We start from the raw sequence: 13297 nt of genomic DNA on the forward strand, positions 1-13297 counted from the left end.
TAATGAAAGTTGTTTTTCGCGTTGATTCATCTGTTGACATGGGTACCGGCCACATGATGCGCTGCTTAACTCTTGCTGACGAGCTGTGTGAAAACAGCGCCGGTATTTCATTTATCTGCCGCCTGCTGCCGGGCAATATCTGCGAGTTTGTTGAGCAAAAGGGGTATGTGGTTCACCGTTTACCCGGACATGGGCAATTATTAAATTCAGAAACTGAATACACCCGAAGCACTCATAACACCGGCGTAAGCTGGCAGGTTGATGCTATGGAAACCGAAGTAATTTTGAAAAAAGATTATCCTGCAGACTGGCTCATTGTTGATAATTACGACCTTGACAGACAGTGGGAGTCACAGATACGCCCTTATGTAAAAAAAATAATGGTTATCGACGACCTGGCAGACCGGCCCCATGACTGTGATCTGCTGCTTGATCAAAATTTATACGATAACATCCAGTCCCGCTATAACGGCCTGGTACCAGATTCCTGCCAAACGTTTCTTGGTCCCAAACACGCACTTCTGCGCAAGGAATTCAACGAGGCGAGAAAAAAACAGAGGAAACGCGATGGTAAAGTACGGCGTATCTTTATTTTTTTCGGAGGCAGTGATCCCACCAATGAAACTGCCAAGGCACTGGAGGCCGTCCGCTTACTCGACCTTGCGGATATTACCGTGGACGCGGTTGTAGGCAATGCCAACCCGTATAAAGAAGATATAAAACAGTTTTGCACTTTATTACCAAAAGTTAATTATTTCTGTCATGTTAATAATATGGCTTCACTAATGGCAAATGCAGACCTGGCAATTGGCGCCGGCGGTTCAACAACATGGGAGCGCTGCTTTCTCGGACTGCCCACAATTACGTTGATTGTTGCCCAAAACCAGGCTGGAACAACGGCATCCGCCGCCGCGGCGGGCGCAGTATGGAACCTTGGGCGCAGCAGCGATGTCAGTGCGGAGAGACTGGCTGAAACTGTTAAAAAGGCTATAGACAACCCCATTGCTTTAAAAGAAATGGGGCAAAAATCGATGGAGCTGATGGGAGGCAAGACATCAGGCAGTCAAAACGCCTTAATAAAGGCCATAATGGAGGAATTCGATGCCAGGACGTGAGAATTATAGTCTCAGATCGTTGGTCGAAGCTGATCTGGCAAAGGTGCTTGTATGGCGCAATTCCGAGCGCATCCGCGCCAGCATGTATACAGACAGGATTATTACCATGGATGAGCACCGGCAGTGGTTCAAAAAAACCAGTAAAGATGAAAACACCATTTGTATGATCTTTCAATATCAAGAAAACCCGAGCGGATTAGTGAACTTTACTCAGATAGACAAGTGTAACAGCCGGTGCCACTGGGGTTTTTATTTGGGAGAAACGGACGTTCCTCGCGGGAGCGGCATGGCGATGGGATATTTAGCGCTGGAATATATTTTTGAAGTTATCGGTATTCATAAACTTTATGGGGAAGCACTCGCATTCAATTTGCAGAGCATCAAGTACCATAAGAAACTTGGTTTTGTTGAGGAAGGCCGCTTTGTTGAACACATATTTAAAAACGGTAGATATGAAGACATTATATCCATGGCTATTTTAAATAAAAACTGGCTGAAGTTGAAAAGCAGGTTGGAAGAGCATTGTTTTGGCAGCGGGGAGAAATTATGAAAGAAATAAACATTAAAGGGAAAAAAATAGGTCCGGGCAGCTATCCTTTTATCATTGCGGAGATGTCCGGCAATCACAACCAGAGTTTAGAACGTGCCCTGGAAATTGTTGAAGCGGCTGCAAAAGCCGGAGCACACGCCCTGAAAATCCAAACCTATACTGCTGATACCATGACTCTGGATATAACCCACGGCGATTTTTATATAAGTGATTCAAATAACCTGTGGAAGGGTGAATCCTTATATAACCTGTATCAGCAGGCACATACCCCCTGGGAGTGGCACAAGCCCATTTTTGACCGCTGCCGGGAACTGGGGATCGTTTGTTTCAGCACACCCTTTGACGAGACAGCGGTTGAATTTTTGGAGTCACTCGATGTCCCCTGCTACAAGATCGCATCTTTTGAAAATATAGACCTTCCCCTTATTCGCAGAGTGGCATCAACAGGTAAGCCCATGATTATATCCACCGGCATGGCCACTATAGCTGAGCTCGACGAGGCTGTCCGCACGGCCCGGGAAGCCGGCTGCAGTGATTTGGTGCTGCTTAAATGCACCAGCAGTTATCCGGCTTCGCCTGAAAACTCCAACATCCTTACCATTCCCCATATGCGTGATCTTTTCAAATGCCAGGTGGGCCTTTCAGACCATACCCTTGGCATCGGAGTGGCGGTCGCCAGTATCGCCCTTGGAGTGTCTGTTATTGAAAAACATTTTACCCTTTCACGCGCGGGTGGCGGAGTTGACTCGGCTTTTTCCCTGGAACCGGAAGAAATGCGTTCGCTTGTCACCGAATGCGAAAAAGCCTGGCAGGCGCTTGGGAAAGTCTGTTACGGCCCGACTGAAAAAGAAAAGGCTTCTTTAAAGTTTCGCCGCTCATTATATGTTGTCCAGGATATAAAGGCCGGGGACGTTTTAACCGATAAAAATATTAGAGCAATCAGACCCGGCTTTGGCCTGCCGCCCAAATACTATGAGATCCTCCTTGGAAAAAGAGTTAAACAGGATGTAAAAAAAGGCACGCCGGTCAGCTGGGACATATTAAACTAAAGGGGTAACCTTATGGAAATTTTATTAAAGGGAAAATCCATATTAGTAACCGGCGGAACTGGATCTTTCGGCAAGAAATTTATTCGTTACGTTTTGGATAATCATAACCCCCGCCGCGTAATCGTGTTAAGCCGGGACGAGTTGAAACAATTTGAAATGGAAAAGGATTTCAATGACCGCAGGCTGCGTTTTTTCATAGGTGATGTGCGTGATAAAGACAGGCTGTACCGTGCCTTTGCCGGAGTGGATTACGTGGTGCACGCCGCCGCCTTAAAGCAGGTTCCCGCGTGCGAATACAACCCCTTTGAAGCAATTAAGACTAATGTCCTGGGAGCGCAAAACATAATCGAAGCTTCAATTGACTGCGGCGTCAAACGTGTTATCGCCTTAAGCACCGACAAGGCTGCCAACCCTGTTAACCTCTATGGAGCCACCAAGTTATGCTCGGACAAGCTTTTTATTGCCGGCAATGCCTACGCGGGAAATAAAGACACCCGTTTTGGCGTGGTCCGTTACGGCAACGTGGTCGGCAGCAGGGGCAGCGTAATCCCGTTATTTAAAAAGCAGCGGGAAACTGGTGTAATCACTATCACTGACTCCAGAATGACCAGGTTCTGGATAACACTTGAACAGGGAGCAAAATTTGTACTAGACTGCCTTGCCAATATGCACGGCGGCGAAATATTTGTGCCCAAAATTCCAAGCATGAAGCTAACGGACCTGGCTGAAGCCATTGCGCCGGGCTGCAAACAGGAGTACATAGGTATCCGTCCCGGGGAAAAACTGCATGAAGTGATGATCCCGGAAGATGACGCCAGGAACGCGATTGAGATGGACCGTTTCTTTGTGCTCAAACCCCAGTTCCCCTGGTGGGGCGGCGGAAACTGGTCTAAAGGAAAACCTGTGCCGGACAACTTCCGTTACAGCAGCGATACCAACACAAGCTGGCTGACTATAAAAGAACTGCGGCAGATGGTGGCTGAATAATAAAATCCAGGAGAAAAGTTGAAAAAAATGGCCTTTTTACCTTATGGGAAACAGACCCTGGATGAAGAAGACGTCCAGGCTGTCCTTGAAACCCTGCGGTCCGACTGGCTGACAACCGGACCCGAGGTTGAAAAGTTTGAAAAATGCCTGGCAGAGAAGTCAGGGGCCAGGTATGCTGTAGCGATGAATTCCGGTACAGCAGCTCTGCACGCCGCTTATTTTGCAGCCGGAGTAGGACCGGGGGATGAGGTGATTACATCCCCCATTACCTTCGCCGCTACAGCTAACGCGGCTTTATATATGGGAGCCAGGCCGGTGTTCGCCGACATCCGTAAGGATACTATAAATATAAACCCGGAAGGGCTGGAAAAACATATTAGGCCCCGCACAAAAGTTATTGCCCCCGTGGATTTCGCCGGCCACCCGGCGGACCTTGACGCTGTATTGAGTATTGCCCGCGAAAATGGACTGATTGTCGTTGAGGATGCGGCGCATTCACTGGGCGCGGCTTATAAAGGAAGACCGGTTGGCTCTCTGGCTGACATCACTATCTTCAGTTTTCACCCGGTCAAGCACGTAACCACCGGTGAGGGCGGCGCGGTTGTAACCAATGATAAGGGTTATTATGAAAAAATGCTGGCGTTCCGCTCCCACGGTATAGTGCGGGAAAAAGATAAACTCACTGAGTATCACGGCCCCTGGTACCACGAAATGCAACATTTAGGCTATAACTACCGCCTTACCGATATCCAGTGCGCCCTCGGCATCAGCCAGTTAAAAAAATTGACTTCTTTCCTGGAAAAAAGACAGGCACTAGTCGATTTTTATAACCGGGAATTAAGCAGCCTGGATATAGATACTCCAGTGAATCTGGCAGAAGTCATACCAGCCTGGCACCTTTATGTAATTCGTTTAAAAGGCCCAAAACCTCCCCGCCGTGAGATTTACGAGGAACTTCACCGCGCGGGAATCGGCGTCCAGGTCCACTACCTGCCGGTTTACTGGCACCCGTATTATCAAGAGCTGGGATACGCAAAAGGGCTTTGCCCGGCTGCTGAGGATTATTATTGGCGGGCGTTAAGCCTCCCTCTCTTTCCGTCAATGAGCATGGATGACGCCAACCGGGTGTGCAGAGAGCTTAAACGTATTATAAGCAAGAAATAAAGTGACCGGCTTGCCGGTCACTTTTTATACATACCCGTTCAAAATCCTTCCTTTTTTTTCCTTCATTTCATCCAGCCAGGCTTCAGCCTCTTCCAGGGTGAATTCACGGCTGCTCCCGGTACGGCGGTCTTTAGCCTTGATCCTGGGTTTGCCTTCCTTAATAAGAACAAAATCCAGGGGCTGGTTGTACATTTCCGCTGCCCGGCGCATGTTCTCCACTGCTTTATTCAACTCGTACCTCATTCTCCGCATGGCTAAATCTTCACTTTGCAGCAATTCCTCTCCCGCTGTCGGCCTCAGGCGGGCGGCGTCCAAAGTACGCGCCGATTCCTGGGCTGTAATAGCCTGCAGACCTCCACCCCCGATTTTCATAGCTCCACCTTTACTTTATATACTAATAAATCCGCTCCTGTTCATATACTGATATTTACAAATCTAAGCGATCAAAAATCTATTGATTATATTTTCTTATCTCAAGAAGTCAAGCAGGCTGACCTGCATCATCTTTGCCCCGGCAGCCAGCGCGGCCTCATATGCCACCTGCTGCTGGCTGTATTCGATGGCCAGGCGCTCCATATCGGCGCCCTCTATGTTTTCCAGGTTTGCGGTGAGTTTGATCTCCTGGTCAAGCAGCATGCTCTGCAGCGTCTCGAAATGGCTTGTCCTGGCCCCCACCTGTACCCGGTATCCCAGCAAAGAGTCTGTTTGGTCCTGCAAATTACTTATACTGCCCTGAATTCCTGCCGCGTCATTATTAAATAAACTGTTTCTCAATTCAAAAAGCACCTGAAAAATACCGTCTCCCGAGGCGGGAGTAGTAGAGCCGTCACTTACATTATATGTGCCGTCACCGTTATCAACAGCCGAACCAAATACACCGGGTATACCACTTGTAGTTATGCCCGGGGAGTCGATCCGGTAGTCCGTGCCGGCCAGCACTTCGCGGCGGATCTCGTTGGTATCGCCTGAGTATACAATAAGGTCTCCCACTCTGGAAAATGGGGGACTGTTGTTGTTAGTACCGGCGTAAATATATTTGCCGCCGACTGTTGAGTTGGCCAGGTCCACCACTTCGTCAATTAATTTACCGATCTGTTCCGCTATGGCGACCCTGTCTTCGGCACTGTACGTGTCGTTGGCAGACTGAATAGCAAATTCACTGGCCTTGGACAGGATATCACCCAATGTGCCCATGGAAGTGTCGCTCATATCAAGGTAGCTGAGCCCGTCGTCTATGTTTTTATTATACTGTTCCATGTAAGTTAATCCGGACTTAAGGGAGAGAAACTGGCCCATTACATTGGGGTCGTCGCTTGGACGCAGCAGCCTTTTTTTGGTAGCAAGCTGCTCCTGGCTGCGGGCCATGGTACTCAAGTTGTTCTGGATGCTGCTGATAATAGTGCTGGTCATGTACCTGTTAGTAATACGCAACGTTTTTCACCCCTTAATCTATAAGCCCGTTAATCAAGAGATCCAGCATGCCGTCCAGAACAGTGACCATCCTGGCGCAGGCCTGAAAACCATATTCAAACTGCATCATCTTGGTTAATTCTTCATCGGTTGAAACACCTGAAACAGAGTCTCTCAGGCTGGTAATCTGATCTTTAATCGCTGACTGGTTGTCGTACATATCACCGGCAACTTTTACGTCACTTCCCACCTCGGTTACCAGCAGGCCGTAATACTGTTCAAAAGTATATGGTTGGGCCGGCGGGTTAATCTGGACATCCCGCAGGTCGGCGACGTCACCGGCCAGGGTGCCGTCAATCAGGGACGGGTTTAGCAAAATAGCGGAGTCAACCGAGAAGTCACCCGCGGATAAATCTCCCGAAAAGAAATTCACACCCACGCCTGCGATCATGCTTTCCATATTTGAGGCCAGGTCATCCAGTTTTGACATGTAATCTAAGACATTCTGCCTGGCCCGCTCCAGTCCGAGAATAGACCCCCCCAGGTTTGCATCAAAGGCGCTGCCTGTAAGGTTAATCGTTGACCCGTCGTCAGCGCCGCCAGTTATAGCAAGGCTGATGTCGGCGCCGTCTGTTGTAAGAGAGAACGATGTCCCCGCCTGGCTTACGTCTAAACCTAAGAAGTTGAATTCGCTTAGTTCACCGGTCGGCATACCGTTTACGGTTTCAAAAGTCACGCTTACCGGCCCGTATTGGCTTAGCTCTTCCAGCAGCATATCCCTCTGGTCCAGCAGGTCGTTGGGCTGCTGTCCGACATCATATACCCTGACAATCGAATCGGTTAAGTCCTGGATCTGAACAAGCAGGTCGTTGACTTCTCCCACCTGGTCGCTTATTTTACCCCCGGCAACCGCCGGTGTGGCGTCTATAACCGCTATGCTGTCCTGTACGTCATTCAGCTGGTTGTATGTATAAGATAATAATGAGGCTAAACTGTCTCCCGACTCGACAACCGCTGCTTTAACGCTTGAGTCCTGGGGATTGTTGTTCAAGTTCATCCAGGAGGTGAAAAAATCCGTTATTCTGTCACCGATACCGTCCGAGGCAGGTTCTGCGATAGAAGCCTCGGCGAGCTGTAAAACATTAAGCTGCTCTTCCCAGTAAGAACTGTCTGTCGTGCAGCGCCGCACGTTATTGTCCAGGTACTCGTCCTTTACGCGGCGGATACTGCTTACCTCCACCCCGGTACCAAGCTGCCCCACCGTGACCCAACTGTCCAGGGCCGGCTCAGTAAAAGGTTCTGTGGGGTTGATGACAGCCTCCTGCCTGGAGTAGCCTTCAGTGCTGGCATTGGCCAGGTTATGGCCTATTATATCAAGCGCCCGCTGATTTACCATCATACCCCTGCGGGCAGTCTCCAACCCGAACCACGTACTCGTCATAATTAAGCTACCACCAATCTAAATGGTCCTGTCCAAAACGGAAAGCAACTTGCCGCGGTCCTTCATTTTTCCGCTTCCCATGTAAGTGCTTCCGCTCTTAGGCCTGAGTATTCTCATCAACTGCTCGGTCATGATCAGCCCGCGCCTGGCCAGTATATTGTTAAGATTTTTCATCTCATCAACCTGCGTCAGGCTGGCTTTGAGAGACCGGGATAGTTTGTCCAGTTCTCTGGCTGTAATTTCAGAAGCATGAGACAAAAGCATGTTTAAGGTAGGCTGACCGCCCAACCCATATTTATCAGCCAGTTTCTTTTGTGTTGCTTCTCTTCTCTTATCCTGGTCAATTAATTTGCGGGATATTTCTTCCTGCTTATACGCGGTGGCCAATATTAACTTTATGTCGTTTTTGCGCAGGGCAGTATTGTGTGCTCTGGCAGCTTCCAAAAGCTCAGCGATAGTTTGGTTTTGCAATTTAAGAATTTTAGACAAATTTAAAAATAGAGACTCCATGTGTACCTTCCTTATTTTTTATAAGAGAGCCTGCAAAATTCGTCTGTCCTATGAACTTGCCTTGTCCAGGTTCCTGTCTGAAATTATACCGGCAGCGATTTTTTCGCTGTCCGGCCGGTAAGAACCATCCTGAATGCTTTGTTTTAAAGAAGCTACCAGTTCCTCCCGGACAGCCGGCAATTTGTCAAGCATACTGCGGTATGATTGCATTTCCATTGCTTCCTTTGAAATTTCCACACTGTCCCCCAGGATTTGGCCGTTATTTTGTCCTTTTTGCGCGGACTTATCTTTTTTTATCTGGGCAGTGTATGCCTTTAGAGGCCCAATGCCACCCGGCCCGTTAATTTTCACCCGGATCACCCACCTTAGTTTCCTTAAAAAAATAATCGTCAGGGTTAAACGGAAACTTTAGTAATAAAGAGTCCCAATTCTATTCTACGAAAGTCCCAAATATATTTCAATTAAAGTTCACCAGAATTACTATCCGAAGGCTCTACCTGGGCCATTGGTTCAGAAGTTTCATATTTGCTTTTCAGCACCACAATATCCACCCGGCGGTTCTGCTGCCGGTTTTCGTTCGAATCATTCGGCGACTTGGGGCGAAATTCTCCGTAACCGGCGGCTGATAAGCGCTCCGGGTGGAAATTCAGTTCCTTGATCAGCTCCTGCACCACCGCAGTTGCTCTTGTCACGGAAAGTTCCCAGTTGGAAGGAAACTGAGCGGTGTTTATTGGAAGGTTGTCTGTATGGCCCTCCACCCTGATAAACTGGGGGGCTTTCCTTAAAATCTGCCCAGTCTTGTTGATCAGTTCCCTGGCGTCCTTCGTCAGTTCGGCTGAGCCAAGGGGGAAAAGGGCCACGTCTTTGAAACTCAGCACAACACCCCTCTCTTCCAGGTTAACCGAGATCTTGTCGTTCAGACCGTTTTCATCAATGTAAGCCTGCAGCTCTTGGCGGATTTTCTCAAGGTCGCTGGCTTCCTTCGTCTCCATGGTCATCTGGATGTCCTCGATCAGGGAGCTGCCGGAAATGCCGGGAGCAAGAGAGGTGCCCGGCTCATTCATCACCGACTGCCCGCCGCCGCCCATCGCGTGGGAGAGGGAAAGGGCAACAGCCTGAAATTTTTTAGCGTTCAGGTTGCTCAAAGCATACAGGACTACAAAAAAAACCATTAGCAGTGTTATTAAATCTGAATATGTCAAAAGCCATCTCTCGTGGTTTGCTTTGCCCGATGTCTGGCGGCGGCGCTTCATATGCCTTTACTCATCCTTTTCCGAATCCTCTGATTCTGCTTTCTTTTCACGGTGCTTGGGTTTTAAGAAGGCGGAAAGCCTTTCCCTGATCAGAAGAGGGTTGTAACCGGCCTGAATTGAGATAATCCCCTCCAGCATCAGTTCCTGCAGCATTACCTCTTTTTTGCTCAGGTTCTTTAGTTTTTCCGCAATGGGCAGCCACAGGATATTCGCTGAGCCGATGCCATACAGTGTGGCGATAAACGCCAGGGCGATCGAAGGACCGAGCGTCTCGGGGCTTTCCAGGTTGCCCAGTACGTGCACCAGCCCCATCACCGTCCCGATAATCCCCATTGTAGGGGCATAGCCTCCGGCCGCTTCAAAGATGCTGGCGCCGGTATGGTGTCGCTCCTGGATGGAATAAATCTCGGTCTCCAGTATCTGCCTGACCAGCTCCGGGTCGGTACCGTCTACAACCAGTTGGATACCTTTGCGCATGAAGCTGTCATCAATTTGCGGGAGCTGGTTCTCCAGGTATAAAAGGCCTTCCCGGCGCACTTTATCGGCCAGGCCCACAATCTGCTCAATCAACGCCACCTCGTTTGGCAGCTTTTGAAATAAAATGATCATCAAAAGTCTGGGAACCGTGGCAATTTCACTTAAGGAAAAACTGACAATTGTGGCGCCGATAGTGCCGCCAAAAACTATCATAGCCGCGGTCGGCTTTATCAGCGCCATTATATGCCCGCCATCCATGAGAAAAGCGGTAACCAAGGATATGACAGCAAATAAAATTCCGCCAATAGCGGTTATCTCCACGCAATCTAACCTCCCCGGATTACATAACTCCAAATAAAAAGGCAGCCCTGATGACCACCTTCGCGCTAAAACCTTGCAGCCCGGCAGCCTTGGCCTTGCGGCTTTAGACCCCAGTGCCCCGCGCCCCTCCCTTTCGAAAGGTTTGCCATATACTTAGGGTAAAGTAACTTTATATTTAAATTTTAATGTAAATACTTTAATAAACTGGTTATTTTTGCTTGTCGGTTATTAAACATTTCCAGTACTTTAATCGGCTTTTTTACTTATTTATTAATACCTCTTTTCAGATTTTTCTAAGATTCCCTAATCCTTGCCGCCACCCTGTCCGCCCAGACAGCTTCAATTTCGACATCGATTGTTACCCCTTTTTCACCGTGCTCTTCACGGAGAACTTTTCCTTTTTCATGCAGCAGCGGCAGCATCCCGCTTTTGCCATAGGGGATGAAAAAGGTCTTTCGTACCCGCCTTGAGGCGAAAGCCCTTGCGATAGCTTCCAACAGATCTTCAAACCCCCATCCTTTACTGGCGGATAGGGGCACTGCCTGCTGCCCTTTTTCCGCCGGGGGAAGAGTCCCGTCCGGCAGGAGGTCGAATTTGTTGTATACCATGATAAATGGCTTCTGCGCGGCTCCCAGCGACTCCAGGACCCTGTTCACGGCTTCGATGTGTTTTTCAGCGTTGGGGTGAGACGCGTCGACAACATGCAGGAGCAGGTCGGCCTCCACCACTTCTTCCAGAGTTGCCCTGAACGCCGCCACCAGGTGGTGGGGCAGGTTCTGGATAAATCCCACTGTATCGGTCAACAGGATCGCCTCGTTATTCGGCAGCGCCACCCGGCGCGTGGTGGGGTCAAGGGTGGCAAAGAGCTTGTCTTCCACTAGTACGCCGGCGCCTGTCAGCTTCTTTAAAATAGTTGACTTTCCCGCATTCGTATATCCCACCAGGGCCACCAGGGGGATGGGGATTTCCCTGCGGCTCCGGCGCAGTAAATCGCGATGCTTTTTGACTTCCCTGATCTCCGCGTTCAGGTCCGCTATGCGCCTGCGAATGCGCCGGCGGTCAACTTCCAGCCTTGTTTCACCAGGCCCCCTGGTGCCGATGCCGCCCCCCAGGCGGGACATTTCAGCCCCACGGCCGGTGAGGCGGGGCAGGAGATAATTTAGCTGGGCGAGCTCAACCTGCAGCTTGCCCTCCCTGGTTTTTGCCCTGCCGGCAAATATATCGAGGATCAGCTGGGTCCGGTCAATTATCCTTACACCCGTGATTTTCTCCAGGTTGCGGGCCTGGACGGCGGACAACTCCCGGTCAAAAATCGCCAGGCTGGCACCATAATCGCGGCAGAGCACGGCCAGTTCCTCAGCTTTGCCCCGGCCGAGAAAGGCTACAGTATCCGGCTTGTTCCTTTTCTGATATACCCGCCCAACAACATCCGCGCCGGCTGTATCCGCCAGCCGGGCCAGTTCTTCAAAGGAATAAGCCGTCTGTTCAGGGTTGTCCCCTGTCAGTTCTATTCCCACCAGGATTGCTTTTTCCCTCTGGACTTCCAATGCCAACCGTATATCTCTCCTGACTATTTAAATTACAGCGATTATATAATAGGAAGAGGCCTTGCGGCAACAGCAGCACAGGCCTCTGTCGGTTAGATACCTCTTTTCACACACCATGAGCTAAACGGGTACACACCCTTTGAAGTGTAAGAAATGTGATGTGAGATGTTGAAATGAGACGATTATTCAATCACATTTGATCAGCTCGTATTGCCTGGCGCCAAGACCGATTTCCTCCGCGTAGGCTAGCTGGCGGTTCCAGTCGATGTCGGGATAAAGCGACCTGAACTTATCCCGCACGTCGGGTTTGCCCTCCAGGCGGGTATTGGGAAGGGCAGCCTCCTGGTTAACCAGGTCAATGCAGGCCTGGTCAATAGCGACCGGGTCACGGGAGGCGAGAATGCCGATGTCCTTAACCAGGGGCGCGTCGCTCCAGCCATAACAGTCACAATCGGGTGATACATTGGTAACAAAGGTTATAAAACCGTATTTCCCGTTTTTGTTTTTTAAAGCCCCTTCAGCGTACTCCACTATTTTTTCCTGGATTGCTTCCGGCTGGGTTTTCCAATTTATGTCAATGGCATGGACCGGGCAGGTGACCGTGCACTCGCCGCAGCCGATGCATTTGCTCTCGTCCACCACAGTAACTTTGCCCTGGAGGTTAATCGCCTGCGCCGGGCACCACTGGCTGCACCTTTCGCAGCCCTTGCACCGTTCCGGGTTTACCGAGGGAAGCACGTCAGAGTGCATATTCTGTTTGCCGCTCCGCGATCCCAGCCCCATGCCGAGATTTTTTAGGACGCCGCCAAACCCGGTCATCTCGTGGCCCTTGAAATGGGTTAAGGCGATGATCGCGTCGGCGTGATATGCCGCCGAGCTGATCTTCACCTCTTTAAAATGCTTGCGGTTGATCTCCACATTTATGTAATCCTTGCCGGTAAGCCCGTCCGCGATAATAAGCGGGGCGTCCACCACCGCGTAGGCGAAACCGTTTTCTATGGCTGTCTGCAGGTGATTGTAGGCGTTGTCCCGGCTGCCGAAGTAAAGTGTATTGGCGTCTGTCAGGAAAGGCCTGCCTCCCAGGCCCTTTACTTTGTTTACTATCCTGCGCAGAAACTGGGGGCGGATATACCCGGTATTGCCTTTTTCGCCAAAATGGAGCTTTAAGGCCACCAGGTCTTTGCGCCCGATAACAGCCGGCATGCCGGCCTGGTCAAACAACCTCTCCACTTTATCCAGCAGGCTTTTTTTAAAACCGGCCCGCATATCGGTGAAATAAACCTTTGAAGCCATATGTACCCCCTCCCGAAAGGTTTTTATTTTCCGGCGCTCCGTCCGGTGTTTTAAATTTCTACCATCTTTTTCATAATTCCTGCTATTAATCACATTTGGCAGCAGACTATTGTCTAACTAAACATACTATGACAGCGGAATGGGGACACATCTCTGTTTCGGATATTCCTTCTGGGCCGA

General features: G+C 49.8%; 14 protein-coding genes and 1 riboswitch. Of the genes, 5 read left to right on the forward strand and 9 right to left on the reverse strand.

Going from position 1 to position 13297, the window contains the following annotated elements; translation table 11 throughout:
* The first annotated feature begins 2 nt into the window (after positions 1-2).
* The 5 genes from pseG to pseC are packed head-to-tail and all read left to right on the forward strand — an operon-like array spanning position 3 to position 4865.
* Entirely contained in the window at positions 3-1115 is a 1113-nt protein-coding gene (gene pseG, locus ACOBQJ_RS07240) for a UDP-2,4-diacetamido-2,4,6-trideoxy-beta-L-altropyranose hydrolase (protein ID WP_421071070.1), read from the forward strand.
* On the forward strand, positions 1102-1665 hold the full coding sequence (pseH, locus tag ACOBQJ_RS07245; protein WP_421071071.1) for a UDP-4-amino-4,6-dideoxy-N-acetyl-beta-L-altrosamine N-acetyltransferase: 564 nt from the start codon (positions 1102-1104) through the stop codon (positions 1663-1665). The genes pseG and pseH overlap by 14 nt, the downstream gene beginning before the upstream one ends.
* Positions 1662-2714, forward strand: coding sequence for a pseudaminic acid synthase (pseI, locus tag ACOBQJ_RS07250; RefSeq protein ID WP_421071072.1), 1053 nt, complete (start codon positions 1662-1664; stop codon positions 2712-2714). Before pseH ends, pseI begins: the two co-directional genes overlap by 4 nt.
* Positions 2715-2726: 12 nt before the next feature.
* Complete coding sequence (pseB, locus tag ACOBQJ_RS07255) at positions 2727-3701, forward strand: UDP-N-acetylglucosamine 4,6-dehydratase (inverting) (protein ID WP_421071073.1); 975 nt, start codon at positions 2727-2729, stop codon at positions 3699-3701.
* 27 nt (positions 3702-3728) lie between these two features.
* Positions 3729-4865 carry a UDP-4-amino-4,6-dideoxy-N-acetyl-beta-L-altrosamine transaminase gene (gene pseC, locus ACOBQJ_RS07260; protein WP_421071177.1) on the forward strand — a complete coding sequence of 379 codons (1137 nt, stop codon included), beginning with the start codon at positions 3729-3731 and terminating at the stop codon, positions 4863-4865.
* A 24-nt stretch (positions 4866-4889) separates the two neighbouring features.
* Here pseC and ACOBQJ_RS07265 read toward each other — a convergent pair whose 3' ends face one another.
* The 9 genes from ACOBQJ_RS07265 to ACOBQJ_RS07305 all read right to left on the reverse strand — a co-directional run bounded on the left by ACOBQJ_RS07265 (position 4890) and on the right by ACOBQJ_RS07305 (position 13117).
* Positions 4890-5237 (reverse strand): hypothetical protein, encoded by a 348-nt coding sequence (locus tag ACOBQJ_RS07265; protein WP_421071074.1) that lies wholly within the window; start codon positions 5235-5237, stop codon positions 4890-4892.
* A 96-nt stretch (positions 5238-5333) separates the two neighbouring features.
* Positions 5334-6296: a flagellar hook-associated protein FlgL gene (gene flgL, locus ACOBQJ_RS07270; RefSeq protein ID WP_421071075.1), complete on the reverse strand. Its 963-nt coding sequence runs from the start codon at positions 6294-6296 to the stop codon at positions 5334-5336.
* Positions 6297-6309: 13 nt separating this feature from the next.
* A complete protein-coding gene (gene flgK, locus ACOBQJ_RS07275) occupies positions 6310-7716 on the reverse strand; it encodes a flagellar hook-associated protein FlgK (protein WP_421071076.1) in 1407 nt (468 codons plus the stop codon).
* Positions 7717-7734: 18 nt separating this feature from the next.
* Positions 7735-8205 carry a flagellar protein FlgN gene (locus tag ACOBQJ_RS07280; RefSeq protein WP_421071077.1) on the reverse strand — a complete coding sequence of 157 codons (471 nt, stop codon included), beginning with the start codon at positions 8203-8205 and terminating at the stop codon, positions 7735-7737.
* A gap of 69 nt (positions 8206-8274) precedes the next feature.
* Entirely contained in the window at positions 8275-8577 is a 303-nt protein-coding gene (flgM, locus tag ACOBQJ_RS07285; RefSeq protein ID WP_421071078.1) for a flagellar biosynthesis anti-sigma factor FlgM, read from the reverse strand.
* 110 nt (positions 8578-8687) lie between these two features.
* Entirely contained in the window at positions 8688-9479 is a 792-nt protein-coding gene (locus ACOBQJ_RS07290; RefSeq protein ID WP_421071079.1) for a flagellar motor protein MotB, read from the reverse strand.
* 6 nt (positions 9480-9485) lie between these two features.
* Complete coding sequence (locus ACOBQJ_RS07295; RefSeq protein ID WP_421071080.1) at positions 9486-10277, reverse strand: flagellar motor protein; 792 nt, start codon at positions 10275-10277, stop codon at positions 9486-9488.
* 71 nt (positions 10278-10348) lie between these two features.
* Positions 10349-10434: riboswitch (cyclic di-GMP riboswitch) on the reverse strand.
* A 136-nt stretch (positions 10435-10570) separates the two neighbouring features.
* Positions 10571-11830, reverse strand: coding sequence for a GTPase HflX (hflX, locus tag ACOBQJ_RS07300; RefSeq protein ID WP_421071081.1), 1260 nt, complete (start codon positions 11828-11830; stop codon positions 10571-10573).
* Between the two features lie 180 nt (positions 11831-12010).
* Positions 12011-13117, reverse strand: a complete 1107-nt coding sequence (locus ACOBQJ_RS07305; protein ID WP_421071082.1) for a DUF362 domain-containing protein — start codon at positions 13115-13117, stop codon at positions 12011-12013.
* Positions 13118-13297: the final 180 nt, after the last annotated feature.

Source organism: Pelotomaculum propionicicum (assembly GCF_048984525.1).
Taxonomy (GTDB): Bacteria; Bacillota; Desulfotomaculia; order Desulfotomaculales; family Pelotomaculaceae; genus Syntrophopropionicum; species Syntrophopropionicum propionicicum_A.